Consider the following 25,646-nt stretch of genomic DNA (forward strand, 5'->3'; position numbering starts at 1 on the left):
ACGACCTGACTCAGCAGCCGATCAGCCGGGTGGCGAGGTAGCCCTCGATCTGGTCGAGCGACACACGCTCCTGCTTCATCGTGTCGCGCTCGCGCACGGTCACGGCGTTGTCGTCGAGCGTGTCGAAGTCGACCGTGACGCAGAACGGGGTGCCGATCTCGTCCTGACGGCGGTAACGGCGGCCGATGGCGCCGGCGTCATCGAAGTCGATGTTCCAGTTCTGCCGGAGCGCGGTGGCGAGCCCCTTGGCCTTCGGGGAGAGCTCCGGGTTGCGGGACAGCGGGAGGACCGCGACCTTGACGGGCGCCAGGCGCGGGTCGAGGCGCAGCACCGTGCGCTTCTCCATCTTGCCCTTGGCGTTCGGGGCCTCGTCCTCGATGTAGGCGTCGAGGAGGAAGGCGAGCATCGAGCGGCCGACACCGGCGGCGGGCTCGATGACGTACGGGGTCCAGCGCTCGCCGGCTTCCTGGTCGAAGTAGGAGAGGTCCTGGCCGGAGGCCTTGGAGTGCGCGTTCAGGTCGTAGTCGGTGCGGTTGGCGACGCCCTCCAGCTCACCCCATTCGTTGCCGCCGAACTGGAAGCGGTACTCGATGTCGGCGGTGCGCTTGGAGTAGTGCGAGAGCTTCTCGGCCGGGTGCTCGAACCAGCGCATGTTCTCCTCGCGCATACCGAGGCCGGTGTACCAGTTCCAGCGCTCCTGCATCCAGTACTCCTGCCACTTCTCGTCCTCACCCGGCTTGACGAAGAACTCCATCTCCATCTGCTCGAACTCGCGGGTGCGGAAGATGAAGTTGCCGGGCGTGATCTCGTTGCGGAAGGACTTGCCCATCTGCGCGATGCCGAACGGCGGCTTGCGGCGCGAAGTCTGCTGCACCTGGGCGAAGTTGGTGAAGATGCCCTGCGCGGTCTCGGGGCGCAGATAGGCGACGGAGCCGCTGTCCTGCGTCACGCCGAGGTGGGTGGAGAGCAGGCCGGAGAACTGCTTGGGCTCGGTGAACTGGCCCTTGTTACCGCAGTTGGGGCAGTTGACGTCCGCGAGGCCGTTCTCAGGGAGGCGCTTGTGCTTCGCCTCGTAGGCCTCCTCCAGGTGGTCGGCGCGGTAGCGCTTGTGGCAGGAGGTGCACTCGGTAAGGGGGTCGGTGAACGTGGCGACGTGTCCGGAGGCGAGCCAGACCTCGGTGGCCAGGATCACGGACGAGTCGATACCGACGACGTCCTCACGGGAGGTGACCATGTAACGCCACCACTGGCGCTTGAGGTTCTCCTTGAGCTCGACGCCGAGCGGGCCGTAGTCCCAGGCGGCCTTCTGCCCACCGTAGATCTCACTACAGGGGTAGACGAAGCCACGGCGCTTGCTCAGGCTGACGATGGTGTCGATCTTGTCGGCGGCCACGGTGCTCTCTTCATTACGAACGGACGGCAGCGAATGACTTAGGTTACCGGCGCCTCCCACCCCGGTATCAAATCGGTTGGGTGACCGAACCCTTGTTGACAATCGTTTCCACATTTGTTGAAAATGACTGTCATGAACGTACGACGACGCCTCATATCCGGGACTGCTGTGACCGCGGCCACATTCCTCGGTCTCGGCACCCTCTCCGCCTGCTCGGACTCGTCCGCCGCCGACAACAACAGCAGCGGGAAGCTCGACGTCGTGGCGTCGTTCTACCCCCTCCAGTATCTCGCCGAGGAGATCGGCGGGAACCACGTGAGTGTCACGGACCTGACCGAGCCCGGTCAGGAGCCGCACGACCTGGAGATCAGCGCCAAGCAGACCGCGCAGCTCCAGGAGGCCGACGCCGTCCTCTACCTGAAGAACCTCCAGCCGGCCGTCGACGACGCCGTGGCTCAGTCCGAGGTCAAGACCAAGATCGACGCGGCGACGCTGACCACCCTGGAGAAGCACGGCAACGAGGTCGGCGGCCACGCGGCCGAGCACGACGACACCCAGGGCGAGGAGACCGGCGCCACCGACCCGCACATCTGGCTGGACCCGGTGAAGTACGCCGAGGTCGCCGAGGGCGTGGGCAAGGCCTTCGAGAAGGAGGACCCGGACAACGCCGCGGAATACAAGAGCAACACCGCCGCGCTGGTGAAGAAGCTCGACGCGCTCAACACCCAGTACGAGGACGGGCTCAAGAACACCAAGAGCAAGGTCTTCATCACCACCCACGCGGCCTTCGGCTACCTCGCCGAGCGCTACGGCCTCACCGAGGAGGCCATCAACGGCCTGGACCCGGAATCGGAGCCCAGCGCGAACCGCGTCAAGGACCTTGAGACCATGGCCAAGGCGGACGGCGTCACGACGGTGTTCTACGAGACCCTCGTCAGCGACAAGACCGCCAAGACCATCGCCGGCGACGCGGGCCTGAAGACCGACGTCCTCGACCCGATCGAGGGCATCACCGACAAGTCCAAGGGCGACGACTACCTCCAGGTCATGGAGTCGAACCTGAAGGCGCTGGAGACAGCCCTGGGCGCGAAATGACAGAAAGCGCCCAGTGACAGCACGCCCCACACGCACCACGAAGTGACGCAACGAACACGGAGGACGGCGGAATGAAGAGCGGGCCCGTCATATCCCTGCGCGGAGTGACCGCGGAACTCGGCTCACGCCCCGTCCTGCGCGGTATCGACCTCACCGTGAACCACGGCGAGGTCGTCGCCCTGCTCGGCGCCAACGGCTCCGGCAAGTCCACCGCCGTGCGCAGCATCATCGGCCAAGTCCCCGTCAGCGGCGGCGAGATCGAGATCTTCGGCACCCCGCGCCGCCGCTTCGGCGACTGGGCGCGCGTGGGCTACGTACCGCAGCGCACCACGGCCGCGGGCGGCGTACCCGCGACGGTGACCGAGATCGTCGCCTCCGGACGACTGTCCCGCGCCCGCTTCGGCGTGCTGCGCAAGGCCGACCACGAGGCCGTACAGAAGGCCATCGCGCTCGTCGGCCTGGCGGACCGCGCCAAGGACTCCGTGAACGCGCTGTCCGGCGGCCAGCACCAGCGGGTCCTGATCGCCCGCGCCCTGGCCTCCGAGCCCGAGCTGCTGATCATGGACGAGCCGATGGCCGGCGTCGACCTGGCGAGCCAGGAGGTACTGGCCTCGACCCTGCGCAAGCAGGTCGCCCAGGGCACCTCCGTCCTCCTCGTGCTGCACGAACTGGGCCCTCTGGAGCCGCTGATCGACCGCGCGGTCGTGCTGCGCGACGGCTGCGTCCTGCACGACGGCCCGCCCCCGGCCGCACTCGGCCAGCACGCACTGCCCGGCCACGACCACGTACACCCGCACGCGGCTCACGACGCCGAACCGGTCCGGACAGGACTGCTGAGCTGATGGGACCGAAGAGCTGATGGACATCCTCGACTACGCCTTCATGCAGCGGGCGCTGCTCGCCGCCGTCCTGGTCGGCATCACCGCGCCCGCCGTCGGCATCTACCTCGTGCAGCGCCGCCAGGCCCTGATGGGCGACGGAATCGGCCACGTCGCGATGACCGGCGTCGGCCTCGGCTTCCTGCTCTCCTGGTCCCCGGTCTGGATGGCGACGGCCGTCTCCGTGGTCGGCGCGGTCCTCATGGAACTGATCCGCTGGTACGGCAAGACGCGCGGCGACATCGCCCTCGCCATGCTCTTCTACGGCGGCATGGCGGGCGGCGTGATGTTCATCAACCTCGCGCCGACCGGCTCGAACGCCAACCTCACCTCGTACCTCTTCGGCTCGCTGTCCACCGTCTCGGAGTCCGACGTGACGGCGATCTGTGTACTGGCGGCCTTCGTCGTACTCGTCACGATCGGCCTGCGCCGCCAGTTGTTCGCGGTCAGCCAGGACGAGGAGTTCGCGCGCGTGACGGGCCTGCCGGTGCGCGCCCTCAACCTGCTCACGGCCGTCACGGCGGCGGTGACGGTGACGGTCGCGATGCGCGTCGTGGGCCTGCTGCTTGTGTCCGCCCTGATGGTCGTCCCGGTGGCCGCGGCGCAGCAGCTCAGCCGGAGCTTCGCCGCCACCTTCGCGATCGCGGTGGCCATCGGCGTGAGCGTGACGATCGGCGGCACCGTGACCTCGTACTACCAGGATGTGCCGCCGGGAGCGACCATCGTGCTGCTGACCATCGGCACGTTCATGGTGCTGACCGTGCTGGCGACACCGCTCGCACGGCGCAGGGCCCGGGCACTGGCGGCCGCGCAGACGGTCGGGGATCCGGCGGAGTGCGCAATTCCGGCCACCCGCGGGATGGACGGGAAGGTCGGCGCCTGACTACGTACCGCCCGGACTGGCACAATGGCGGGGCAAGTGCAGACGTGGAGGAGGCAACGGTGACAACCGCTGGATCGCCCGTACGGGGCCGTTCCACCCGGCAACGTACCGCCGTGGCGGCGGCGCTGGACGAGGTGGACGAGTTCCGCAGCGCGCAGGAACTCCACGACATGCTGAAGCACAAGGGCGACTCCGTCGGGCTGACCACCGTGTACCGCACGCTTCAGTCCCTCGCCGACGCCGGCGAGGTCGACGTCCTGCGCACCTCCGACGGCGAGTCCGTCTACCGCCGCTGCTCCACCGGCGACCACCACCACCACCTCGTCTGCCGCGTCTGCGGCAAGGCCGTCGAGGTCGAGGGCCCGGCCGTCGAGACCTGGGCCGAGGCGATCGCGGCGGAGCACGGGTACGTGAACGTGGCTCACACGGTCGAGATCTTCGGGACCTGCGCGGAGTGCGGGGCGAAGAGCGTCTGAGGTACCTCTGACGTCTTCCGGGCCTCCGGGCCTCCGGGCCTCCGGGCCTCCGGGCCTCCGGGCCTCCGGGCCTCCGGGCCTCCGGGCCTCCGGGCCTCCGGGCTTCTGAGGGGGATGCGCGGCGGGGCCGGCCGGGTCCTTCCGGCCGCCGCCGGCGTCATGGAAGAGTCATCGATCGGTCATCAAACGGCATGCTCACCCGCTGGGCACAGGGATAACCCTCGACCTCCCCGGGTTCGGATGACATGCCCTCATCAGGGGTGCCACTCTTCCTTCAGCCATCCCCCACGTCTGTCACACCCTGCCCCGCGCGAGGGATGCGCACTGCTCAGCTCGTCCCGGGCCGCACACCCCCGTCCGCCCGGGTCTGTCTCCGGCCGCCGTAGTGCGGCCGTCGCAGTAGGAGTACGAGTGAGACGCAACAGCCCCCACAGATCCGCCCGCCTCGTGAACCGGCGCTCCTCCAGGGCGACCACGGCCGGCGCGCTGGTCGCCGCCGCCGCGCTCCTGGCCGTCGGAGTCCAGACGGTTCCGGCCGCCGCGAAGCCCGCGTCCCCCGGCCCAAGCCCCCTGCGCTCCAGCGCACTTGAGGCAGAGCTCACCCCCGCCCAGCGCACCGCGCTGATCAAGAGCGCGGCCGAGAAGACCACGCAGACCGCCGACACCCTGGGCCTCGGCGCCCAGGAGAAGCTGGTCGTCAAGGACGTCGTCAAGGACAACGACGGCACGCTGCACACACGGTACGAGCGCACCTGGGCCGGTCTGCCGGTACTCGGCGGTGACGTCGTCGTGCACACTCCGCCCGCCTCGCAGGCCTCGGGCACGGTGAGCAGCACCTTCAACACCAAGCAGACCATCAAGGTCGCGTCCACCACCCCGACCTTCAGCAAGTCGGCCGCCGAGACCAAGGCGCTGAGCGCCGCCGAGGCGCTGGACGCCGAGAAGGCCACCACCGACAGCGCCCGCAAGGTGATCTGGGCCGGCGGCGGTACCCCGAAGCTCGCCTGGGAGACGGTGATCGGCGGCTTCCAGGACGACGGCACGCCCAGCCAGCTGCACGTCATCACCGACGCCACCAGCGGCAAGGAGCTGTACCGCTACCAGGGCATCAAGACCGGTACCGGCAACAGCCAGTACAGCGGAACGGTCACCATCGGCACCACGCTGTCCGGTTCGACGTACCAGCTGAACGACACCACACGCGGCACCCACAAGACGTACAGCCTGAACAACGCGACGTCCGGCACCGGCACCCTGATGACCGACGCCGACGACGTCTGGGGAACCGGCGCCGGCTCCAACACCCAGACCGCCGGTGTCGACGCCCACTACGGCGCCCAGATGACGTGGGACTTCTACAAGAACACCTTCGGGCGCAGCGGCATCAAGAACGACGGGGTCGCCGCCTACTCACGCGTCCACTACAGCACCGCGTACGTCAACGCGTTCTGGGACGACTCCTGCTTCTGCATGACGTACGGCGACGGCACGAGCAGCACCCACGCGCTCACCTCGCTGGACGTGGCCGGGCACGAGATGTCGCACGGCGTCACCTCCAACACCGCGAACCTCACCTACTCCGGTGAGTCGGGCGGGTTGAACGAGGCGACCTCCGACATCTTCGGTACCGGCGTGGAGTTCTACGCCAACAACAGCACCGACGTCGGCGACTACCTCATCGGCGAGAAGATCAACATCAACGGCGACGGTACGCCGCTGCGTTACATGGACGAGCCCGACAAGGACGGCGGCTCCTACGACAGTTGGTTCTCCGGCATAGGCAGCTCGGACGTCCACTACTCCTCGGGCCCGGCGAACCACATGTTCTACCTGCTCTCCGAGGGCAGCGGCTCCAAGACCATCAACGGCGTGACCTACAACAGCCCGACCTCCGACGGTGTCGCCGTCGCGGGCATCGGCCGGGCCGCCGCCCTCCAGATCTGGTACAAGGCGCTGACGACGTACATGACGTCCAGCACCACCTACGCCCAGGCCCGCACCGCCGCGCTGAACGCCGCTTCGGCGCTCTACGGCGCCAGCTCCACCCAGTACGCCGGAGTCGGCAACGCCTTCGCCGGCATCAACGTCGGCAGCCACATCACCGTGCCGACCACGGGCGTCTCGGTCACCAACCCGGGCAGCCAGTCCTCCACCGTCGGCACCGCGGTGAGCCTCCAGGTCGCGGCCAGCAGCACGAACGGCGGGACGCTGACCTACGCGGCGACCGGTCTGCCCACCGGCCTCTCGATCAGCTCCACGGGCGCCATCACCGGCACCCCGACCACGGCGGGCACCTACAGCACCACGGTCACGGCGACCGACAGCACGGGCGCCAGCGGCACGGCGTCCTTCACCTGGACGGTCAGCTCGACCGGCGGCGGCACCTGCACCTCGGCGCAACTGCTCGGCAACCCCGGCTTCGAGTCGGGCGCCACCACCTGGACGGCCTCCAGCGGGGTCATCACCACCGACAGCGGCCAGGCGGCCCGTACCGGCTCCTACAAGGCCTGGCTGAACGGCTACGGGACGACGCACACCGAGACGCTGTCCCAGTCGGTGACGATCCCGAGCGGCTGCACGGCCACCACGTTCACCTTCTACCTGCACATCGACACGGCCGAGACCACCACCAGCGTCCAGTACGACAAGCTGACGGTCACCGCCGGATCGACGACGCTGGCCACCTACTCCAACCTGAACAAGGCCAGCGGATACGTCGCGAAGTCCCTCAACCTGGCCGCCTACGCCGGCACCACCGTCGCGCTGAAGTTCACCGGTGTCGAGGACTCCTCGCTCCAGACGAGCTTCGTGATCGACGACACGGCGGTGACGACCCACTGATCCCGTAGGCCCGTACGACAGACAGCGGCACCCGGCGCGGGGAGCGCCGGGTGCCGTGTCGTCGTGTCGTCGTGTCGTCGTGTCGTCGTGTCGTCGTGTCGTCGGTGGCAGCTGCCTCAGTCTTCCGTGCGGCCCCGCATGTCCCGCTCCATCTCCAGCAGTTGCTCGTTCGGGACGGCGCCGCCGAAACGGCGGTCGCGGGAGGCGAATTCGACGCACGCGCGCCACAGATCGCGCCGGTCGAAGTCCGGCCACAGCACGTTCTGGAAGACCATCTCGGCGTAAGCGCTCTGCCAGAGCAGGTAGTTGGAGGTGCGCTGCTCACCGCTCGGCCGCAGGAACAGGTCCACGTCCGGCATGTCCGGGTAGTAGAGATACTTCGCGAAGGTCTTCTCGCTGACCTTCGACGGGTCGAGCCGACCGGCCTTGATGTCCTGCGCCATGGCCTGCGCGGCATCGGCGATCTCGGCGCGACCGCCGTAGTTCATGCAGAAGTACAGGGTCAGCTTGTCGTTGTCCTTGGTCTGCTCCTGGGCGATCTGGAGCTCCTTGGCCACCGATTTCCACAGCTTGGGCATCCGGCCCACCCAGCGGACCCTGATGCCGAGTTCGTCGAGCTGGTCGCGGGTCTTACGGATGAAATCGCGGTTGAAGTTCATCAGGAAGCGCACCTCGTCGGGCGACCGCTTCCAGTTCTCGGTGGAGAAGGCGTACAGCGAGATGGAGCCGACCCCCACCTCGATCGCACCCTGTAGTACGTCCAGGACGCGCTCGGCGCCGACCTTGTGCCCCTCGGTACGCGGCAGCCCACGGTCCTTGGCCCAGCGTCCGTTGCCGTCCATGACGATCGCCACGTGGTTCGGCACGAGCTCACCGGGGAGTTTGGGCGCACGGGCACCGGACGGGTGCGGTTCCGGCGTCCTGTACTCGCGGCGCTGGCGTCCCAGGATCCCGCGTACGACCATGTGTTTCTCGTCTCCTTGTTTCTTCTTTTTACTTCTCTACGTAACGCAGTGAGCGAAGGCCCCGTTCCAGGTGCCAGTGGAGGTAGGCCGACACCAGCCCGCTGCCCTCCCGGACGTGCCGCGACTCGGCGGCGTCCGCGGTCTCCCAGTCCCCCGTCAGCAGCGCGGCGAGCAGTTCGAGAGCCTGCGCCGAGGGTACGACGCTGCCGGGCACCCGGCAGTCGACGCAGACGGAACCTCCCGCGGAGACCGAGAAGAACCGATTCGGTCCCGGCATCCCGCACTTCGCACAGGCGCTGAAACTGGGCGCGTAGCCGTTCACCGCGAGGGAGCGCAGCAGGAAGGCGTCGAGGACGAGATGCGGCTCGTGCTCACCGCGGGCGAGCGTGCGCAGGCCGCCGACCAGCAGCAGATACTGCTGCACCGCCGGCTCCCCCTCATGGTCGGTGAACCGCTCGGCGGTCTCCAGCATGGCCGTCCCGGAGGTGTACCGCGCATAGTCGGTCACGATCCCACCACCGTACGGAGCGATCGTCTCGCTCTGCGTACACAGCGGCAGCCCCCGCCCGATCAGCTCACTCCCCCGCGCGAAGAACTGCACGTCCACATGCGAGAACGGCTCCAGCCGCGCCCCGAACTTCGACTTGGTCCGCCGCACCCCCCGCGCCACGGCGCGTACCCGTCCGTGACCGCGGGTGAGCAGGGTGATGATGCGGTCCGCTTCACCCAGCTTCTGGGTGCGCAGCACGATGCCGTCGTCGCGGAACAGGCTCATGGGGTCATTCTCGCGTACTGAGTCAGCGTGCGTGGTCGGGGTGGCCAATCGCTTCCCACGGAGCCATGTTCCAGGGGCTCGCCCGGTTCGCCGGGTCGAGGAGGGACTTCAGGTGCGCGTCGGACACGGCCTGCGGGGCGGGGAAGTCGGCGTCCGGCGTGCCCTGGAGGTTGTCCCGCCAGACCATCCGGCCCAGCAGATAGTGATCGGCGTACTCGTTCCAGGAGGCGTACGACCGCACCACCGCCGGCACGATGTTCTTGAGCGCGGTCCACGCCTCGGCCTCGCCCAGCATTCCGGACGCGAAGCCCCTGCGGGAGATGTCCACGTACAGCCCGGCGTCCCACGCCAGTGGTTCGACGCCGAGCCGTAGCCGCGCCCGGGTGCGATATCCGGTCCGCGCGAGGTCGTCGAGCCGGCCGACCAGAGCGTCACGCGAGGTGATCTCCCACTGGTCGGCCAGCCAGCGCCGGGCCTTGTCGTCGTCGATGCGGGTGAACGGGTACAGGGTCGTCCGCGACGCGTCCCGGTCCCGGTTCACCGGCGCGCTGAGCGACACCATCCACAGCTGGTGCGCGGTGAGGGGAACGGGGTACTTTCTCGCCGCCTTCGGCTTACGACGGTTCCATATCGCCATGGCGCAGCACCCTATGCCACGCCGCTCCTTGTGGGTTCAGGGCGCTTCCCCCTTCAAGGGACCTCACCGCGGCTGCGTGCGTTGGCATACGCCGTCGCCGCGCTGAGCCGCTCCGCCGCGGTGGCTCCCCGGACGGCGTCCGGTTCGCAGTCCCACTCCTTGCCGCCGCCGTACGGTCTCAGCTGGACGTACGGCCCCTCGTGCCCCATGACCATCCCCACCCTTCCGGTCCGTGTGTCCAGCGCGTACGAGCCGATCACCGGCCTCACCGCAGGGCCGCCGCGAGCCGGGCCGCCAACTCGACGGAACAGCCGCCCAATTCGATCCGCGGACAAGGCGCCTCTCGCGCCAAACTCGCCTGGTCGATCCGCAGTGACGGCAGCGTAATTCCGGGGTTCGCGAGCACCGTCCGCAATTCCTTCACCGTTTCCTCCGCCTCTTCGACGCACCGCGCCGAGTGTTGTGCCTTCACCCTGCTCCCCTGTCTTTTCGACTTTCACTCTTCACATCTCCAGGATGACGCTCCCCGCCTACACTCGGCAGGAGTCTGTCCTCTACAAGTGCAGCGCAGTGCAAGGGGGTTGGCCTGTGGCCAAGGGTTCACGGCAGGCGGCTTGGGAGTTCTTCGGGACGGAGTTGAAACGGCGCCGGGAGGACGCGGGTTTCTCCCAGGTGGAGTTGGGCATCCGGGTATTCGTCTCCGGAGGCTACATCGGACAGTTCGAACAGGCCATTCGGAAACCGCAGCTGGACGTCGCGCAGAGGATCGACGAGATCCTTCAAACCGGCGGTTTTTTCGAGCGGACATGGCGAAAGCTGATTGACGACAAGCGGTACGCGGACTATTTCGCGGAGGTTGTGGAGCTTGAGCGGCTGGCGACGAAGATCGCCGAGTTCGCGCCCACGCTGGTGCCGGGGTTGTTGCAGACGGGCGCGTACGCACGGGCGGTCACTCTGGCGGCCAACCCGTTCGTCACAGACGAGTACATCGAGGAGAAAGTGACCGCGCGACTGGAGCGGGTGCGCATCCTCAGCGACGCTACAAGGCCCGAGTATTGGGCCGTGCTGCATGAGACCGCGCTGCGTATCCCAGTGGGTGGCCCGGCCGCGATGGCGGGGCAACTCGACCACATCGCGGTGATAGTGCGAGAGCACAAGGCGGTGGTGCAGGTACTGCCGTATGCGCAGGGAGCGCATGCGTCCATGGGCGGGATGCTCACGCTCATGGAGTTCGACGACGCACCGCCAACTGCCTATACAGAGACGTCGTTTTCGGGAACGCTCGTCGACGATCCGGCGGTGGTGAAGCGAGCGCATCGAGCATACGATCTACTCAGGGCCGCCGCGCTGTCGCCGGAGGCGTCCCTTGCCCTGATCGAATCGGCGGCGGAGGACTTCAGACGATGCCCGAATACGACCTGAGCAACGCCTGCTGGCGCAAGAGCAGTTACAGCAATGGCGAGGGTGGCAGCTGCGTCGAGGTCGCGTCCGACTTCATTGGCGCCGCCCAGTGGCGCAAGAGCACTTACAGCGACGACAACGGCGGCGGCTGCGTCGAGGTCGCCGACGGGTTCCCCGGCGTCGTCCCCGTCCGCGACAGCAAGGTCCCGGACGGTCCCGTTCTGGTGATCGGCTCCGCCGCCTGGACGGAGTTCACTCACGCCGTGGCGGAGTGACCCTAACCTCGGGCTTTCATGAGGTGGTCTGTCCGAGGCTTGATCATAAACGCGAGAAGTGCTCCTGAGCTGGAACGATAGGACTTGTCGAGGGTCCAGATCGCGCCGTGGAAAGAAGCACTTCTCAGGTGAAGAAGCGTATCGGGTCGTACCCGCGTGTCCGCGTTGAAGGCAGCGGTCGTGGAGTGGTCTCGCAGGCCGGGGCCGTGCTGTTGGACACCGGGAAAGTGGAACCCGGCGCCCACCCGACGCGACAACCGGGCCGTCAACGCTCCCCGGGCCCGAAAAGGACCGCACCTCGCAAACACAGAGTCCCCGTCAGCACACCGACGAGGACTCATGAACGATCGAGGCAAGGGCTGTCCTACCTTTCACGCGTGGGTCTGATCCGATGGTTCGTAGAATCGGAGGGCCCGGGGGCTCCGGGTATGGCTGTAGAGACTGAGCCGCTGGATGGCTTACGGGACTTGGCCGCCCGGAGCTCCGCGACGACTCGACCGCCAATTGGGAGACGCGACTCGATCGCTGCTGTAGGACAACGTCGGCGAGGTCGTCTGCGGGTCGGTGTACGACGAGCCGGCGGAGGTGACCGTGGCCGAGATCTGGGCCGGGGCAGACTTGGAGACCTCGAACAGCGGGGCCAGCTGGCGCATGGTCAGTTCGTCCGCCAGTAGGCCGCTACCAGAAGTGCCCGGTCCTCCAAGGGCAGGCTCCACGGCCGGCCCCGGCGCACCGCGTCAGCGCCTTCGCACCTCAACATCGTGATCAGCTTGCCGAACGCACGTGGGCTCAGGCCGGTGAACGGGGCTATCCAGAACGATTCCGACGCCGTGATCACACAAGCTACTTCAAGGTCATCACATCGCTACCCCGCTGCCCCTGACTCCCGTTGCTCCACCCTGTTCTTCCCAGTCAGGCACCATCCGTCGCGACGCTCAGGTCTTATTGGGGTTGGCTGCCGACGGCGAGGGTGGATGCTCGTCGCGGCTCTCCGGGGTGAGGGCATCGCGGCGGGCGAGGGCCACCGACAGAGGCAAACCCAGCCGCTCGGCCGCGCGTCGGCGGACACGCACCTGTGCTCGGGTCCGGGGACGGAACGAGGGGAGCGGCGAGCACCCGCAGCCCGGGCGGTGGTCGTAGGTCAGCCCCTCTGCCAGCACGGTAGCAACGACGGACCATGCCTTCGTGTCGCGTCGCCGGGGCGCGGCGAAGTCGTAGCCAGCGAAGGCTAGCTGTTCACGACAGCCAGGACAGATGCGCTTCCGGATCGGCCAGGTGCTGCCCTTGAAGGAGAGCCGGCATGCAACGCACACGTAGTGCCGTAAGGCGCCGTTGAACGCGTGGTAGCACATGGTCCAAGAGGCTACGCGTAGTTCGCGGGCGGCCCCAAACGGATTCGTTATGCCGATCTGGCCAGTCAGCCGCTGAAGCGCACAAGGGGTGTGGATGAGCGAATAGCGGGACAGCCCTTAGGCCCATGCCGGCGTCCAGGTCTCGGCGGTGGAGTGCTCGGGCCGCCGCCCGGAGCTGAAGTGGTCGCGGAGTGCGGCGAGCGCCGGGTGTGAGTTGTTGCGGTGCCAGACCAGTGAGTGCGGGTAGACCGGTGTGGGATTCCGCACCGGGATGCGGCGCAGGCCGTGGTCGGCGGGCCAGACGAGGTGGGTCCGCTTGCCGACGAGCGTCACCAGTGACCGGGAGCCGGCGATGGTGTCGAGCAGCGGCTTGGTGCCGAAGTCGGGGCCGGTGACCTCGATGGTGAGCCCGAACGCGGCGGCGAGGTCGTCGTAGTAGGCGCCCCACTCGGTTCCGGGCACGAGGCCGGGCATCCAGATCCGGTGCCCGACGAGCTCGGCGGGCCTGACCGCACCGGCGGCGGCGAACTCGTGGGCCGGTCCGACAAGAAGCTCGATCGGCTCGTCGAAGGCTCGGATGACCCCGATGTCGTCGGGGAGCCGTTGGCCTGGCCTGGCAACGGCGCGGAAGGACGCGTCGATCGTGCCGGACCGGATGGCGTCGATGGCCGCGACGGCGTCGAAGCGGGTCACGACATCGAGCTCGACCTCGGGGTGCGCGCGATGGAAGTCGCCCAGCACGGCGGCCGGGGCGAGCCGTCGGCCGATCACGTCGACACGCAGCGGGCGTCGGCCGGGACGGACGGAGGCGACCGCCCGCTCCTCGGCCCGCAGGAGCTCGCGGGCGTGGGGCAGGAACGCCTGACCGTCGATGGTGAGCTGTACTCCGCGCGCGGTGCGGGTGAACAGCCGTACGCCGAGGGCCTTCTCCAGCGTGGCGATGCGTTTGGAGACGGCCTGCTGGGTGACCGCCAGCTCGGCGGCGGCGTCCTGGAACCGCCCCGCGTCCGCGGCGGTCACGAAGGTGCGTACAGCGGCGAGGTCCACGCCGTGATGCTAGTGACACAACCAATGGTTGTGGATTCCTGGCTGGTTGGTTGTTTGCTCTCGTCACTCGCCACTCGCTTGGATGCAGACGTCAACGTGTGGTGGTTCCGGGGTGGCGAGAGGTGCGGTGGGGATGACGGGGAGACAGGCGCTCGGGCGGCGGTTCGGATGGCTGTGGGCGTCGTTCGCCGTCAGCTCGTACGGCACGGCGCTCGGGTTCGGCGCGTTTCCCATGATCGCGGTCCTCGTGCTGCACTCCGGGCCGACCCAGGTGGCGGCGCTGGCTGCGGCGGGGCGGGCGGTGGGGGCCGTGGTGGCGGTGCCGCTCGGTCCGTGGGTGGAGTTCCGCCGTAAGCGGCCGGTCATGATCGCGATGGACCTGACCCGGTTCACGGCGCTGCTGAGCGTCCCCCTCGCGTTCGCGCTCGGCCTGCTCAGTTTCGCCCAGCTCCTCGTCGTCTCCGTAGTCGTGGCCGCGGCCAACATCGCGTTCAACGCGGCAAGCGGCGCCTACCTGAAGGCGCTCGTGCCACCGGAGGACCTGATCGTCGCGAACAGCCGCTTCGAGTCCACGACATGGACCGCGACGACGGTCGGACCACCGCTCGGCGGAGCCGCGATCGGGATCTTCGGCCCGGTGACGACCGTGATCGCCGATGCGGTCAGCTATCTGCTCTCCGCCTTGGGCATCCGCGCCATCGGCGGGACGGAACCACAGCCGACGCGGGCCGCCGCACCCCGGCTGCGAGCGGGCGACCTCCTCGAAGGCTGGCGCTACATCCTCACCCACCCCACCCTGCGCCCCCTGTTCTTCAACGTGCTCGCGGTCAACGGCCTGATCATGGCCTCCGAACCGCTGATCCTCGTACTCCTGCTGGGCGACCTGGGGTTCGCACCCTGGCAGTACGGCCTCGTGTTCGCGTCCCCCTGCGTCGGTGGCCTCGTGGGCGCACGCCTCTCGCGCCGGCTCGTGCCGCGGTTCGGGCAGCACAGGGTGATGCTCGTCTCCGGGGCACTGCGGGCGTGCTGGCCCCTCGGGCTGGCGTTCGTCCAGCCCGGTGTCCCCGGAATCGTGCTCGTCATCGCCGTCCAGTTCGGCCTGGTGACCTGCATCGGCCTGTTCAACCCGGTGCTGGCCACCTACCGGCTCGCCCACACCGACCCCGGGCGGGTCGCCCGCACCCTGACCGCGTGGTCGGTCAGCAGCAGTGCCACGATCGCGGCCCTGACCGCCGTATGGGGGCTGCTCGCCGCCGTCACCACCCCGCGCACCGCGATCGCGATCGCCGGAGTACTCCTCCTCGCCACCCCGCTCCTGCTCCCGCGCCGCGAGAAGGCCCCCCAGGACAAGCTCACCGACACCGAAACCCCAGAAGCCGTCGACCGCGTCTGAGCCTCGGTGTCGTCCCTGTCCGCGACAGCAAGGACCCGGACGGTCCCGTCCAGGTGATCGGATCCTTCGCCTGGACGGAGTTCACTCGCGCCGTGGCCGGGTGACCCCACCCCGGTTCTCAAGTGACTGTCGGGGCCGCCCGCACCGTGTCCCCGGCCGACAAGCACCCCCGCACGCTCCACCACCCACGCCCGGTCAACCGACCTTGCGCAACTCCCCGTCACCAAAGACCGCGACCAGCACCAGATTCCCACCCAGCGCCTCGACGTACCGCGCCACGACATCCGTACCGGAGACCTGACCACTCTCGATCTGGGAGACCCGTCCCTTGCTCACACCCATACGCTCAGCCACTTGGGCCTGGGTGAACCCACGCTCCTGACGCATGTCGACCAGCCGCCAGGCCTGTGCCTCGGTGAGCATGCGCTGGGCACCCTCCAGAAACGCGTCCCGACCACCCGCCAGCGTCTCCGCCCGTTCTCGGTGCCCACTGTCCGACCAGCTGACGTATCCGCTCACTTCCCCGACTCCTTCTTCCGATCAGCCACGTACTCCGCATACCGAAGCTCGGCCAACGGGATCGCCTCGTCGTACCAGGCGCTCCAGTTCCCCGCCTTGTCTCCGGCCACCGACAGGATCGCGGAACGCCATGGGTCGAACGTCCCACTGCTCTTCCACGTTCAATCCCTTCGCGAGTTTAGCATTCACTAAACCAGCGGGAGGTGGAGTCTCAGGTCCGGTCCGAACCCGGAGCCTTCACTCATACGAGGCCGATGCACTCACCGGCCATCAGGCTCCGCCACCTGGACCCTGTTTGGCGAAGGACTGCACAGGCACGTTCGAAGCCAGACGGCCAGGGCTCGACGGCACCGGAAAAAGGAACGTCCAGGCCGACCCCTAAGGGCTGGCCTGGACGTTCCTTACCCGCGGATCACCGCCGGATCACCGGTGAATCGGGATGATCAGACCAGGTCGAACCGGTCCAGGTTCGAGACCTTGACCCACGCGGCGACGAAGTCGTTCACGAACTTCTCCTTCGCGTCATCGCTGGCGTAGACCTCGGCGACGGCGCGCAGCTCGGAGTTGGAGCCGAAGACCAGGTCGGCACGGGTGCCGGTCCACTTGACCGCGCCCGAGGCGTCGCGGCCCTCGAAGGTGTTCTGGTCCTCGGACGTCGCCGACCACGTCGTGCCCAGTTCGAGCAGGTTGACGAAGAAGTCGTTGGTCAGGATCCCCGGAGTGGTGGTGAGGACGCCGTGCTTGGTGTCCCCGTAGTTCGCACCCAGGACGCGCAGGCCGCCGACGAGGACCGTCAGCTCGGGCGCGCTCAGGTCCAGCAGGTTCGCCTTGTCGATCAGCAGGTACTCGGCCGGCAGGCGGTTGCCCTTGCCGAGGTAGTTGCGGAAACCGTCGACGGTCGGCTCAAGCGCGGCGAACGACTCCACGTCCGTCTGCTCCTGCGTGGCGTCCACGCGGCCCGGCGTGAAGGGGACCTCGATGTCGAAGCCGGCGTCCTTGGCGGCCTTCTCGACGCCCGCGGCACCCGCGAGGACGATCAGGTCGGCCAGCGAGATCTGCTTGCCGCCGGCGTTGAAGGACGTCTGGATGCCCTCCAGGGTGCGCAGCACCTGCGCGAGCTGGTCCGGCTCGTTGACCTCCCAGCCGATCTGCGGCTGGAGGCGGATGCGCGCACCGTTGGCGCCGCCGCGCTTGTCGCTGCCACGGAAGGACGAGGTCGCCGCCCACGTGGTGGAGACGAGCTGGGAGACCGACAGGCCCGAGCCGAGGATCAGGGTCTTGAGGGCGGCGATCTCCGCCGCGTCGACGAGCTCGTGGGTCACCGCGGGCAGCGGGTCCTGCCACAGCAGCGTCTCGGAGGGGACCTCGGAGCCGAGGTAGCGCACGATCGGACCCAGGTCGCGGTGGGTCAGCTTGAACCACGCGCGGGCGAAGGCGTCCGCGAACTGGTCGGGGTTCTCGTAGAAGCGCCGCGAGATCTCCCCGTATGCCGGGTCGACCTTCAGGGCGAGGTCGGTGGTCAGCATCATCGGAGCCTTGGTCTTCGACGGGTCGTGCGCGTCGGGGATGGTGCCCGCGCCCGCGCCGTCCTTCGCGACCCACTGGTTGGCGCCGGCGGGGCTCGACGTCAGCTCCCACTCGTAGCCGAACAGGTTCTGGAAGAAGTAGTTGCTCCACTGGGTCGGCGTCTGCGTCCAGGTGACCTCCAGGCCACTGGTGATCGCGTCGCCGCCCTTGCCGGTGCCGTAGGTGCTCTTCCAGCCGAAGCCCTGCGCCTCGATCGGAGCGGCCTCGGGGTCGTCGCCGACGGCGTCCGCCGGGCCCGCGCCGTGGGTCTTGCCGAAGGTGTGACCGCCCGCGATCAGGGCGACCGTCTCCTCGTCGTTCATCGCCATCCGGCGGAAGGTCTCACGGATGTCGCGGGCCGCGGCCAGCGGGTCCGGGTTTCCGTTCGGGCCCTCGGGGTTGACGTAGATGAGGCCCATCTGGACGGCGCCGAGCGGGTTCTCCAGCTCGCGGTCACCGGTGTAGCGCTGGTCGTCGAGCCAGGTGGTCTCGGGACCCCAGTAGACGTCCTCGTCGGGCTCCCAGACGTCCGCGCGGCCGCCGGCGAAGCCGAAGGTCTCGAAGCCCATCGACTCCAGGGCGACGTTGCCGGTGAGGATCATGAGGTCGGCCCACGAGATGGACTGGCCGTACTTCTTCTTGACCGGCCACAGCAGACGGCGGGCCTTGTCGAGGTTGCCGTTGTCCGGCCAGCTGTTGAGGGGGGCGAAGCGCTGCTGGCCTGCACCGGCGCCGCCGCGGCCGTCGCTGATGCGGTAGGTGCCCGCGCTGTGCCAGGCCATCCGGATCATGAACGGGCCGTAGTGCCCGAAGTCGGCCGGCCACCACTCCTGCGAATCCGTCAGCACCTCGGCGATGTCCGCCTTCACGGCGGCGAGGTCGAGGGTCTTGAACGCGGCGCTGTAGTCGAAGTCCTCACCGAGGGGGTTGGCCACGGCGGGGTTCTTGGCGAGGATCTTCACGTTGAGCCGCTCGGGCCACCACTGGCGGTTTCCGCCGCCCTGGGTCGGGTGCGCGGCTCGGTCGTGCGCGACCGGGCAGCCACCGCCGCCCTCCGTTTTCGCGTCGGTGACGATTGCGTCGTGGTTCTCAGTCATGGGAATCCTTCCGGACCTGGCGGATCACGGTGCTCAGGAACTGCGGGCGGTGGAACGGTCGGGCGGGGGGTACGAAGACTGGGGTGGGCGGCGGCGAAGTCGGGCTGACCGGCCTCGCCGACCTGCGGAGAACCTCACACACGACCTGAGGGGAGATATGGCTCGCGCGACCGCGCATCCCGGAGGGGATGGATCGCCTCGAAGCCGAGGTGGTCCCGTCACGTCTCTGTCTCATGTCGTACTGGAGTCTTCCTGTCCCTTGGCTATCGCCGGAACCGATCCTACGATGGACCGAGTCCAAGTCAAGAAGCGGGCCAAGCCCATATCCAACCGGGACCCGGACGTCCACCGGTAAACTCCGGGCATCCCACTGAACCTGAATAGGTGAACCGATATGAGTGACCTGCTGGAGCGACTGCGAGGACGTGGCTGGCGGATGACCTCCCAGCGACGTGTCGTTGCGGAGGTCCTCGACGGCGAGCACGTACACCTCACGGCCGACGAGGTGCACGCCCGCGCGGCACAGCGGCTGCCGGAGATCTCCCGGGCGACCGTCTACAACGCCCTGGGCGAGCTGGTCTCCCTCGGTGAGGTCCTCGAGGTCTCCACCGACGGCCGCGCCAAGCGCTACGACCCGAACGCCCACCACCCCCACCAGCACCTGGTCTGCTCGAACTGCGGCACCATCCGCGACGTCCACCCGGCCGGAAACCCACTGGCCGACCTCCCGGCCGACGAGCGCTTCGGCTTCACGGTCTCCGAGGTCGAGGTCACCTACCGCGGCCTGTGCCCGGCCTGCGCCTAGCGTGCCCTGTCGTCAGGGTTGGGCAGGGAAGTACTGGCGCGGTGTGACGCCCGTGATCCGGTGGAAGGCCGCGACGAAGGAACTGGCTGAGGCGTAGCCGACGTGGCGCGCGACGGTCTCCAGGGTCAGGCCGTCGGCGAGCAGGGGCATCGCGGCCCGCATCCGCAGTTGTTCCCGCCACTGGGCGAAGGCCAGGCCCGTGTCGGCGACGAAGAGGCGGGCCAGCGTACGGGCGCTCGCGCCGACCTCCTCCCCCCAGGCGGACAGCGGGCGCCCGTCGGACGGATCGGCGGTCAGGGCCCGGGCCACGGCACGGGTGCGCGGGTCCCGGGGCTCGGTCACCACGATGCTCGTCACGGGGACGGGGCTCAGTACGTCCAGGAGTACGGCCTCCGCGCGGGACCGGGCCTCCGGGGCGAGGTCCGTGCGCACCAGGTGGTCGATGAGGGCGCGTTGCAGCGGCCCGACCGCCACCACCGTCGGCTCCGTCCAGGCGATCTGCGGGCAGCTCGCGGGATCGACGTACGGGCTGCGCATCACCGCGTCGCCCTCCGATCCGGTCGAATGCGGCAGCCCGGCCGGGATCCACAGGGCGAGCGAGGGAGGCAGCAGCCAGGATCCCTTTTCGCTGCCGACGCGCAGCAATCCCTTTGCCGACCAGGCCAGTTGGTGGAAGGAGTGCCAGTGCGTGGTGAAGGCGGTGCCCCGCGGCATGCTGAAGTGCCCGACGAAGATCGCGGTGGCGGACGTGGGCGACTGCCTCCCGGCACCCGGCGTCACAGGCGACTGCCTCCCGGCACCCGGCGTCACAGGCGACTGCCTCCCGGCACCCGGCGTCACAGACGACTGCCTCCCGGCACCCGGCGTCACAGGCGACTGCCCCTTCCGCGATGTCACAGGCGGCTGCCCGTCCCGTGGCACCCCCGACGGCTGCCCGTCCCGCGGCACCCCCGACGGCTGCCCGTCCCGCGGCACCGCCGACAGCTGCCCCTTCCGCGACACCCCTGGCCGCTGTCCGTTCTGCGACATGGAACGGCAGCCTAGCCCGTGGCGGACAGGCCGGGGCGGCCTCTAGCGTCGGGTGCATGCCGATGAACCGAGCCCACCGCAGGCTGTGCAGCTCCGAGGGATGGGCGCAGACCACGAAGGACCGCATTCTGCCCTGGGCCCTGGAGGGCGTGGAGCTGGGTGCGGACGTACTGGAGATCGGGCCGGGCTACGGGGCCAATCTGCGCGTACTCGTCGAAGAGGTTCCGCACCTGACCGCCGTGGAGATCGACGGGGACACCGCGCGGCTCCTCCAGGACGGGTGGGGCGAGCGCGCCCGCATCCTGCACGCCGACGGCGCGGCCACGACGCTGCCCGACACCTCGTACGACTCCGTCGTCTGCTTCACGATGCTCCACCATGTCCCCACGACCGAGCACCAGGACCGGATCTTCGCCGAGGCCTTCCGTGTGCTGCGTCCAGGCGGCACCTTCGCGGGCAGCGACAGCCAACTGAGCCTGCCTTTCCGGATCCTGCACTTCCGCGACACGATGAACACGCTGGACCCGCGCACCCTGCCCGCGCGCCTGACCGGGGCCGGCTTCACCGGCGTATCGGTGGACCTGCACCCGAAGAGCGGCAGCCTGCGCTTCCACGCCACCCGCCCTTGAGCGGCCGAAACGGCGACCGCGCCACCCACCCCCGAGCAGCCGAACCGGCGCCCCTGCCACGGCCGGCATCGGCCCATCGCCCGTTTGTTACGCTCGGGGCGCGTCCCGTGGGGGAAGCCGGTGAGAGTCCGGCGCTGACCCGCAACGGTAAGCGTGGCAGGCCGCCCGGCCCGCCGCGTGAGCCCGATTACCCACGGGGTGGCATGTGACCCGATGACGCTCGCCGCGGACTGCGAGAGGGGAGCGCACGGTCGTGCCGTGCCGCCCATCCCCCTGCTTGTGTTCACGAGGCGGCCCGAGGCTTAGGACCCGCCGCCCGTGCGCCGAATACCCGTCGTGCCGCTGGTCGTTGGGCTGGCGCTGTTGCTGTGTCTGTCGCTGCTCTGCGGGGTCGGGCTGGGCGCTTCGGGGATTGGGTGGGGGCAGGTACTGCGGTTCTTGTGGGCCGGGGTGACCGGCGGCGGTATCGCCCCCGGTGACGTCGCCCCGTACACCATCGTCTGGGAGATCCGGCTGCCCCGTGCGATGCTCGCCGCCGTCGTCGGCGCCGGGCTCGCGGCCGTCGGCGTCGCCGTACAGGCCATGGTGCGCAATGCGCTCGCCGATCCGTTCGTGCTCGGGATCTCATCCGGCGCGGCCGTGGGTGCCAACGCGGTCATCCTGCTAGGCCTGTTCGCGGGGCTCGGGGTGTGGGCGCTGTCCGTCGCCGCCTTCGGGTCGGCGCTGGCCGCCATGGCGCTCGTCTACGCGGTGGCCAGGTCACCGCTCGGGCTCACACCCCTGCGGCTGGTGCTGACCGGGACGGCACTGGCGTACGGCTTCGAGGCCCTCACCACCGTCATGGTCTTCGGCGCGGCCCGCGGTGAGGCCGCCCGGTCGGCGATGATGTGGCTCCTTGGCAGCCTCGGCGGCGCGACCTGGGAGAAGGTGCCGCTCGCCGCCGTGGTGGCGCTCGCGGGGTGGGCCTGGCTGCTGCGGCGGGCCGGGTCTCTCAACGCCCTCGCCATGGGGGACGAGACCGCCGCCGCGCTCGGTGTGCGGCCCGAGCGGTTGCGCCGGGAGCTGTTCCTGGTCACGGCCGCCGTGACCGGGTGTGTGGTCGCCGTCAGCGGAGCCATCGGGTTCGTCGGGCTGATGGTGCCGCATGTCGTACGGATGCTCGTCGGCGCCGATCACCGGCGGGTGCTGGTGGTGGCGCCGCTCGCCGGAGCAGTCCTGCTCGTGTGGGCCGATGTGCTGTCCCGGCTGCTGCTGGCGCCGTCCGAACTGCCGGTCGGCGTGATCACCGCCGTGGTCGGAGTGCCCGCCTTCCTGCTGCTGATGCGGCGCGGCGGCTACGCGTTCGGAGGGCACTGACCGATGCGGCTCGATGTGGAGGGTGTGTCGTTCGACGCCGGTGCGGTCCGGCTCGTGGACGACATTCGACTGAGCGTGAACAGTGGGGACTTCGTCGGACTCGTCGGGCCCAACGGCAGCGGCAAGTCGACACTGTTGCGGTGCGTGTACCGGGCCTTGCGGCCGGCGGGCGGGGTGGTGCGGCTCGACGGGAACGACGTGCACGCGATGGATTCGCGGGCCGCCGCCCGGCTGCTCGCCGCGCTGCCGCAGGAGTCGTCGTCCGAGTTCGACTTCACCGTCGCCGAGGTGGTCGGCATGGGGCGGCTGCCGCATCAGGGGCGTACCGCCAAGGAGGACCGGGCGATCTGCGCCGATGCCATGGCCCGTACCGGAGTCGCGCATCTCGCCGAACGCGGCTTCCTCGCGCTCTCCGGCGGCGAGAAGCAGCGCGTCCTGATCGCGCGGGCACTCACCCAGCAGCCGCGCGTGCTGGTACTGGACGAGCCGACCAACCACCTCGACATCGCCCACCAGTTGGACGTGCTGTCCCTGGTCCGGGGCAGTGGCCTGACCGTGCTGGCCGCCCTGCACGATCTCAACCTGGCCGCCGCGCACTGCGATCTGCTGTACGTCATCGACGGGGGCCGTGTCGTCGCGTCGGGCCCGCCGCACGACGTGCTTCAACCGGCGTTGCTGGCCGAGGTGTTCGGGGTCCGCGCCCATCCCGTGCGGCATCCGGAGACCGGCGCCGTGCAGTTGCTCTTCGACCTTCTCCCCCAGGCCCGATAAAGGAACTCCCCGTATGCGCAAGCCCGTTGCAGCCGCCGCCGTATGCCTCGCCACTCTCGCCACCGGATGCGGCGCCCAGGTCGAGACCGCGGAGTCGAAACCCGCGTCGTCGGCCGTCACCCTCACCAACTGCGGTCAGAAGGTGACGTACGAGAAGGTCCCCGAACGTGTCGTCACGAACGACGTCGGTATCACCGAGATCATGTTCGCGCTGGGCCTGGAGGACCGCATGGCCGGGTTCGCCATGCCCGACGACAAGGGCGATCTGACCGGCGTTCCCTGGAAGGACGGCTACGACGAGGTGAAGTGGCTGTCCAAGCAGCAGCTCACCCAGGAGAACGTCCTCGACGCCCGCGCCGACCTGGTCTTCGCCGGCTGGAACTACGGCTTCCGCGAGGACAGCGGCTTCACCCCGGACGCCCTGAAGAAGCTCGGCGTCCCCTCGTACATCCTCACCGAGTCCTGCCGCAACGGCCGTACCGATTCCTCGCGCGGCATCATGCCGCCGCTGGACGCCCTGTACGCCGACCTCACCAACCTCGGGAAGCTCTTCGGCGTCGAGAAGCGGGCGGCCACGCTGGTCGCGGACTTCAAGAAGCAGGTCGCCGCCGTGCAGGCCGAGGCACCGACGGGCGCGGACCGGCCGAAGGTCTTCCTCTACGACAGCGGCCAGGACCAGCCCTTCACCTCCGGCCGGTACGCCGCCCCCGAGGAGATCATCAGCAAGGCGGGCGGCGTGAACATCACGCACGACGTGAACGACTCCTGGACGACGGTGGGTTGGGAGACCGTCGTCGAGCGGGACCCGGACGTCATCGTGATCTGCGACTACGGGGACGTCAGCGCCGAGGAGAAGCGCAAGTTCCTGCTGTCGTATGCGCCGTTGAGGAACGTCTCCGCCGTCAGGAACAAGCGGATCTTCGTCCTCGACTACGCCGACCTCGTCGAGAGCCCGCGCAACCCGTCGGCCATCGCCCGCCTGGGCGCCTACGTACGGACGGTGGCGGAAACCGACGCCGCTTCGTAGTCCTCGCTCAGGCGGCGAAGCGCCGTACGTACCTCCGCTGCCACGGCGTCTCCACCGCGTGCCGGTCGTAGTGGCGCCGTACGAAGTCCACGGCCCCCTCCGGCGGTACCCCGTCGAGGACGGCCAGGCAGGCCAGGGCGGTGCCCGTGCGGCCCCGGCCGCCGCCGCAGGCGAGCTCGACGCGGTCGGCAGGGGTCCGGCGCCAGGCCTCGGTGAGGAGTTCGACCGCGCGGGCCCGGTCGGCGGGCAGCCGGAAGTCCGGCCAGCGCAACCAGTGGGTCTCCCAGGGGACTTCGGGCGGCTGCTTGCCGAGGAGATACACGGCGTACGTCGGCGAAGGGCCGTCGGGTGGCAGCGGGCGGCGCAGGGCGCGGCCTCGGACCAGGCGGCCGGAGGGGAGGCGCAGGACGCCCGCGCCGTTCGGGTCCCAGGTCTCGGTCACGAGGCTCAACCTACCCCGCGTGACTCCTGCGCCGCCCGCGCCTCGATGCCGCGGAAGTGGACCGTCATCGCCCGCTGCGCGCCTTCGACGTCGTGGGCGCGCAGGGCGGTGACGATGTCGCGATGGCGGCGGACGGTGACCTCGGGTGCCGGGTCGTCGGTCCAGCCGCGGATGCCGGAGACGCGGCGGAAGACGGTCCAGAAGGCGCCGAGGAGCTGGGGGACGAGGGCGTTTCCGAGGGAGGCGTACAGCAACTCGTGGAATTCGCGGTCGAGTTCGGCGAAGGGGCCGCCCTCCCGGCCGGGAATGTCCGTCGGGCCTGTGCTCCCTGTCCGGCCCGCGGCCTCCACCCCGCCCACGCTCTCCATCCGGCCCGCGCTCTCCATCCTCGTCACGATCGATTCGAGCCGGTCCAGCTCGGTTTCGGAGAGCGTGCCCGCGACCCGGCGGATCAGCCCCTCCTCCAGCACCTCGCGGACCTGGAGTATCTCGGCCAGCGCGCTCGCGTCGTCGACGGGCCGGGCGAGTGTCCGGAAGGTCAGGCCGTCCACCAGCGGGGTCAGCGACGCCTCGCCGACGTAGGTGCCGTAGCCGTGCCTTATGTCGACTATGTCGAGGGCCTGGAGCGCCTTGAGGGCCTCGCGGACGGAGTTGCGGCTGACGCCGAGGTCCTCCATCAGCTCCGTCTCGGTCGGCAGGGGCGCACCGGCCCGGAGTCCGCGGTCGAGGATCAGCTGCATCACCTCGCGCTGTATCTGGCCGCCCAGCCGACGCTCGGGTCTGCGCCGGTTACCGGTCTCCTCGGGCATGCGCCGCATCGTACGCTCGCTGGACATCCGACGTCCCACCTCCGGAATGAAGAAACGTCAATCAGTCATTGACCAGTCGTCAATTAGGCCTATTTCTCTGTGCCATTGGTCGCACCTTTGGAACATACGCCATTCGTGTGTGTTCCCTTGACCCTCCTTACGCCCCCTCTTATGGTCACGCTGCC

The 25,646-nt window shown here is 69.1% G+C and carries 25 protein-coding genes, 1 pseudogene and 1 riboswitch; of the genes and pseudogenes, 14 read left to right on the plus strand and 12 right to left on the minus strand.

The window, feature by feature from the left end:
- Window positions 1–10: 10 nt before the first annotated feature.
- The gene (locus ACIPC1_RS03530) at window positions 11–1,393 is read right to left on the minus strand and encodes a glycine--tRNA ligase (protein ID WP_402512869.1); all 1,383 of its coding nucleotides are present in this window, start codon (window positions 1,391–1,393) and stop codon (window positions 11–13) included.
- 132 nt (window positions 1,394–1,525) lie between these two features.
- Between ACIPC1_RS03530 and ACIPC1_RS03535 the strand changes: the two genes are divergently transcribed.
- The 5 genes from ACIPC1_RS03535 (at window position 1,526) to ACIPC1_RS03555 (ending at window position 7,566) form a co-directional block, all read left to right on the plus strand.
- Window positions 1,526–2,488, plus strand: coding sequence for a metal ABC transporter substrate-binding protein (locus ACIPC1_RS03535; protein ID WP_402512871.1), 963 nt, complete (start codon window positions 1,526–1,528; stop codon window positions 2,486–2,488).
- A 71-nt stretch (window positions 2,489–2,559) separates the two neighbouring features.
- Window positions 2,560–3,330, plus strand: coding sequence for a metal ABC transporter ATP-binding protein (locus tag ACIPC1_RS03540; protein WP_402512872.1), 771 nt, complete (start codon window positions 2,560–2,562; stop codon window positions 3,328–3,330).
- Window positions 3,331–3,346: 16 nt separating this feature from the next.
- Window positions 3,347–4,249: a metal ABC transporter permease gene (locus ACIPC1_RS03545; RefSeq protein WP_402512873.1), complete on the plus strand. Its 903-nt coding sequence runs from the start codon at window positions 3,347–3,349 to the stop codon at window positions 4,247–4,249.
- Between the two features lie 59 nt (window positions 4,250–4,308).
- On the plus strand, window positions 4,309–4,725 hold the full coding sequence (locus ACIPC1_RS03550; RefSeq protein WP_402512875.1) for a Fur family transcriptional regulator: 417 nt from the start codon (window positions 4,309–4,311) through the stop codon (window positions 4,723–4,725).
- A 447-nt stretch (window positions 4,726–5,172) separates the two neighbouring features.
- Entirely contained in the window at window positions 5,173–7,566 is a 2,394-nt protein-coding gene (locus ACIPC1_RS03555; RefSeq protein ID WP_402513395.1) for a M4 family metallopeptidase, read from the plus strand.
- A gap of 116 nt (window positions 7,567–7,682) precedes the next feature.
- Here ACIPC1_RS03555 and ACIPC1_RS03560 read toward each other — a convergent pair whose 3' ends face one another.
- Genes ACIPC1_RS03560 through ACIPC1_RS03575 form a run of 4 tightly spaced genes read right to left on the minus strand, consistent with a single transcriptional unit; the run spans window position 7,683 to window position 10,212 of the window.
- Window positions 7,683–8,531, minus strand: coding sequence for an isoprenyl transferase (locus tag ACIPC1_RS03560; RefSeq protein WP_402512876.1), 849 nt, complete (start codon window positions 8,529–8,531; stop codon window positions 7,683–7,685).
- Window positions 8,532–8,559: 28 nt separating this feature from the next.
- On the minus strand, window positions 8,560–9,306 hold the full coding sequence (gene recO / locus ACIPC1_RS03565; RefSeq protein WP_402512877.1) for a DNA repair protein RecO: 747 nt from the start codon (window positions 9,304–9,306) through the stop codon (window positions 8,560–8,562).
- Between the two features lie 22 nt (window positions 9,307–9,328).
- The gene (locus ACIPC1_RS03570; protein WP_402512879.1) at window positions 9,329–9,943 is read right to left on the minus strand and encodes a DUF1266 domain-containing protein; all 615 of its coding nucleotides are present in this window, start codon (window positions 9,941–9,943) and stop codon (window positions 9,329–9,331) included.
- Window positions 9,944–9,996: 53 nt separating this feature from the next.
- A complete protein-coding gene (locus tag ACIPC1_RS03575; RefSeq protein WP_384383793.1) occupies window positions 9,997–10,212 on the minus strand; it encodes a hypothetical protein in 216 nt (71 codons plus the stop codon).
- A 319-nt stretch (window positions 10,213–10,531) separates the two neighbouring features.
- On the opposite strand from ACIPC1_RS03575, the gene ACIPC1_RS03580 reads away from it, so the two are divergent.
- Both ACIPC1_RS03580 and ACIPC1_RS03585 read left to right on the plus strand, forming a co-directional pair.
- Window positions 10,532–11,365 (plus strand): Scr1 family TA system antitoxin-like transcriptional regulator, encoded by an 834-nt coding sequence (locus ACIPC1_RS03580; protein ID WP_402512881.1) that lies wholly within the window; start codon window positions 10,532–10,534, stop codon window positions 11,363–11,365.
- Window positions 11,347–11,619, plus strand: coding sequence for a DUF397 domain-containing protein (locus ACIPC1_RS03585; protein WP_402512882.1), 273 nt, complete (start codon window positions 11,347–11,349; stop codon window positions 11,617–11,619). Before ACIPC1_RS03580 ends, ACIPC1_RS03585 begins: the two co-directional genes overlap by 19 nt.
- A gap of 599 nt (window positions 11,620–12,218) precedes the next feature.
- Here ACIPC1_RS03585 and ACIPC1_RS03590 read toward each other — a convergent pair.
- Window positions 12,219–12,457 (minus strand): annotated as a pseudogene (locus ACIPC1_RS03590) (transposase family protein); the annotation flags it as partial.
- Between the two features lie 631 nt (window positions 12,458–13,088).
- Window positions 13,089–14,018, minus strand: coding sequence for a LysR family transcriptional regulator (locus ACIPC1_RS03595; RefSeq protein WP_402512883.1), 930 nt, complete (start codon window positions 14,016–14,018; stop codon window positions 13,089–13,091).
- A gap of 133 nt (window positions 14,019–14,151) precedes the next feature.
- Between ACIPC1_RS03595 and ACIPC1_RS03600 the strand changes: the two genes are divergently transcribed.
- Together ACIPC1_RS03600 and ACIPC1_RS03605 are read left to right on the plus strand one after the other, a co-directional pair.
- Window positions 14,152–15,411 carry an MFS transporter gene (locus ACIPC1_RS03600; RefSeq protein WP_402512884.1) on the plus strand — a complete coding sequence of 420 codons (1,260 nt, stop codon included), beginning with the start codon at window positions 14,152–14,154 and terminating at the stop codon, window positions 15,409–15,411.
- A complete protein-coding gene (locus tag ACIPC1_RS03605; protein WP_402513397.1) occupies window positions 15,408–15,515 on the plus strand; it encodes a DUF397 domain-containing protein in 108 nt (35 codons plus the stop codon). The genes ACIPC1_RS03600 and ACIPC1_RS03605 overlap by 4 nt, the downstream gene beginning before the upstream one ends.
- Before the next feature lie 91 nt (window positions 15,516–15,606).
- On the opposite strand, the gene ACIPC1_RS03610 is transcribed toward ACIPC1_RS03605, so the two are convergent.
- Complete coding sequence (locus tag ACIPC1_RS03610) at window positions 15,607–15,930, minus strand: helix-turn-helix domain-containing protein (RefSeq protein WP_402512885.1); 324 nt, start codon at window positions 15,928–15,930, stop codon at window positions 15,607–15,609.
- Window positions 15,931–16,373: 443 nt separating this feature from the next.
- On the minus strand, window positions 16,374–18,593 hold the full coding sequence (gene katG, locus ACIPC1_RS03615) for a catalase/peroxidase HPI (protein ID WP_402512886.1): 2,220 nt from the start codon (window positions 18,591–18,593) through the stop codon (window positions 16,374–16,376).
- A 394-nt stretch (window positions 18,594–18,987) separates the two neighbouring features.
- Between katG and ACIPC1_RS03620 the strand changes: the two genes are divergently transcribed.
- Window positions 18,988–19,398, plus strand: a complete 411-nt coding sequence (locus ACIPC1_RS03620; protein WP_402512888.1) for a Fur family transcriptional regulator — start codon at window positions 18,988–18,990, stop codon at window positions 19,396–19,398.
- A gap of 12 nt (window positions 19,399–19,410) precedes the next feature.
- Here ACIPC1_RS03620 and ACIPC1_RS03625 read toward each other — a convergent pair whose 3' ends face one another.
- Window positions 19,411–20,178, minus strand: coding sequence for an AraC family transcriptional regulator (locus ACIPC1_RS03625; protein WP_402512890.1), 768 nt, complete (start codon window positions 20,176–20,178; stop codon window positions 19,411–19,413).
- 305 nt (window positions 20,179–20,483) lie between these two features.
- Between ACIPC1_RS03625 and ACIPC1_RS03630 the strand changes: the two genes are divergently transcribed.
- The 4 genes from ACIPC1_RS03630 to ACIPC1_RS03645 all read left to right on the plus strand — a co-directional run bounded on the left by ACIPC1_RS03630 (window position 20,484) and on the right by ACIPC1_RS03645 (window position 24,210).
- A complete protein-coding gene (locus ACIPC1_RS03630) occupies window positions 20,484–21,056 on the plus strand; it encodes a class I SAM-dependent methyltransferase (protein ID WP_402512892.1) in 573 nt (190 codons plus the stop codon).
- 110 nt (window positions 21,057–21,166) lie between these two features.
- A riboswitch (cobalamin riboswitch) is annotated at window positions 21,167–21,249 on the plus strand.
- 125 nt (window positions 21,250–21,374) lie between these two features.
- Window positions 21,375–22,412 (plus strand): FecCD family ABC transporter permease, encoded by a 1,038-nt coding sequence (locus ACIPC1_RS03635; RefSeq protein WP_384383761.1) that lies wholly within the window; start codon window positions 21,375–21,377, stop codon window positions 22,410–22,412.
- A 3-nt stretch (window positions 22,413–22,415) separates the two neighbouring features.
- Window positions 22,416–23,183 (plus strand): ABC transporter ATP-binding protein, encoded by a 768-nt coding sequence (locus ACIPC1_RS03640; RefSeq protein WP_402512894.1) that lies wholly within the window; start codon window positions 22,416–22,418, stop codon window positions 23,181–23,183.
- Window positions 23,184–23,196: 13 nt separating this feature from the next.
- Entirely contained in the window at window positions 23,197–24,210 is a 1,014-nt protein-coding gene (locus ACIPC1_RS03645) for an ABC transporter substrate-binding protein (RefSeq protein WP_402512895.1), read from the plus strand.
- A gap of 7 nt (window positions 24,211–24,217) precedes the next feature.
- Here ACIPC1_RS03645 and ACIPC1_RS03650 read toward each other — a convergent pair whose 3' ends face one another.
- Window positions 24,218–24,652 carry a protein-tyrosine phosphatase family protein gene (locus ACIPC1_RS03650; RefSeq protein ID WP_402512896.1) on the minus strand — a complete coding sequence of 145 codons (435 nt, stop codon included), beginning with the start codon at window positions 24,650–24,652 and terminating at the stop codon, window positions 24,218–24,220.
- Window positions 24,653–24,657: 5 nt separating this feature from the next.
- The gene (locus ACIPC1_RS03655) at window positions 24,658–25,470 is read right to left on the minus strand and encodes a FadR/GntR family transcriptional regulator (protein WP_402513399.1); all 813 of its coding nucleotides are present in this window, start codon (window positions 25,468–25,470) and stop codon (window positions 24,658–24,660) included.
- Window positions 25,471–25,646: the final 176 nt, after the last annotated feature.

The sequence above is a fragment of the Streptomyces sp. NPDC087263 genome (assembly GCF_044744645.1).
Taxonomy (GTDB): domain Bacteria; phylum Actinomycetota; class Actinomycetes; order Streptomycetales; family Streptomycetaceae; genus Streptomyces.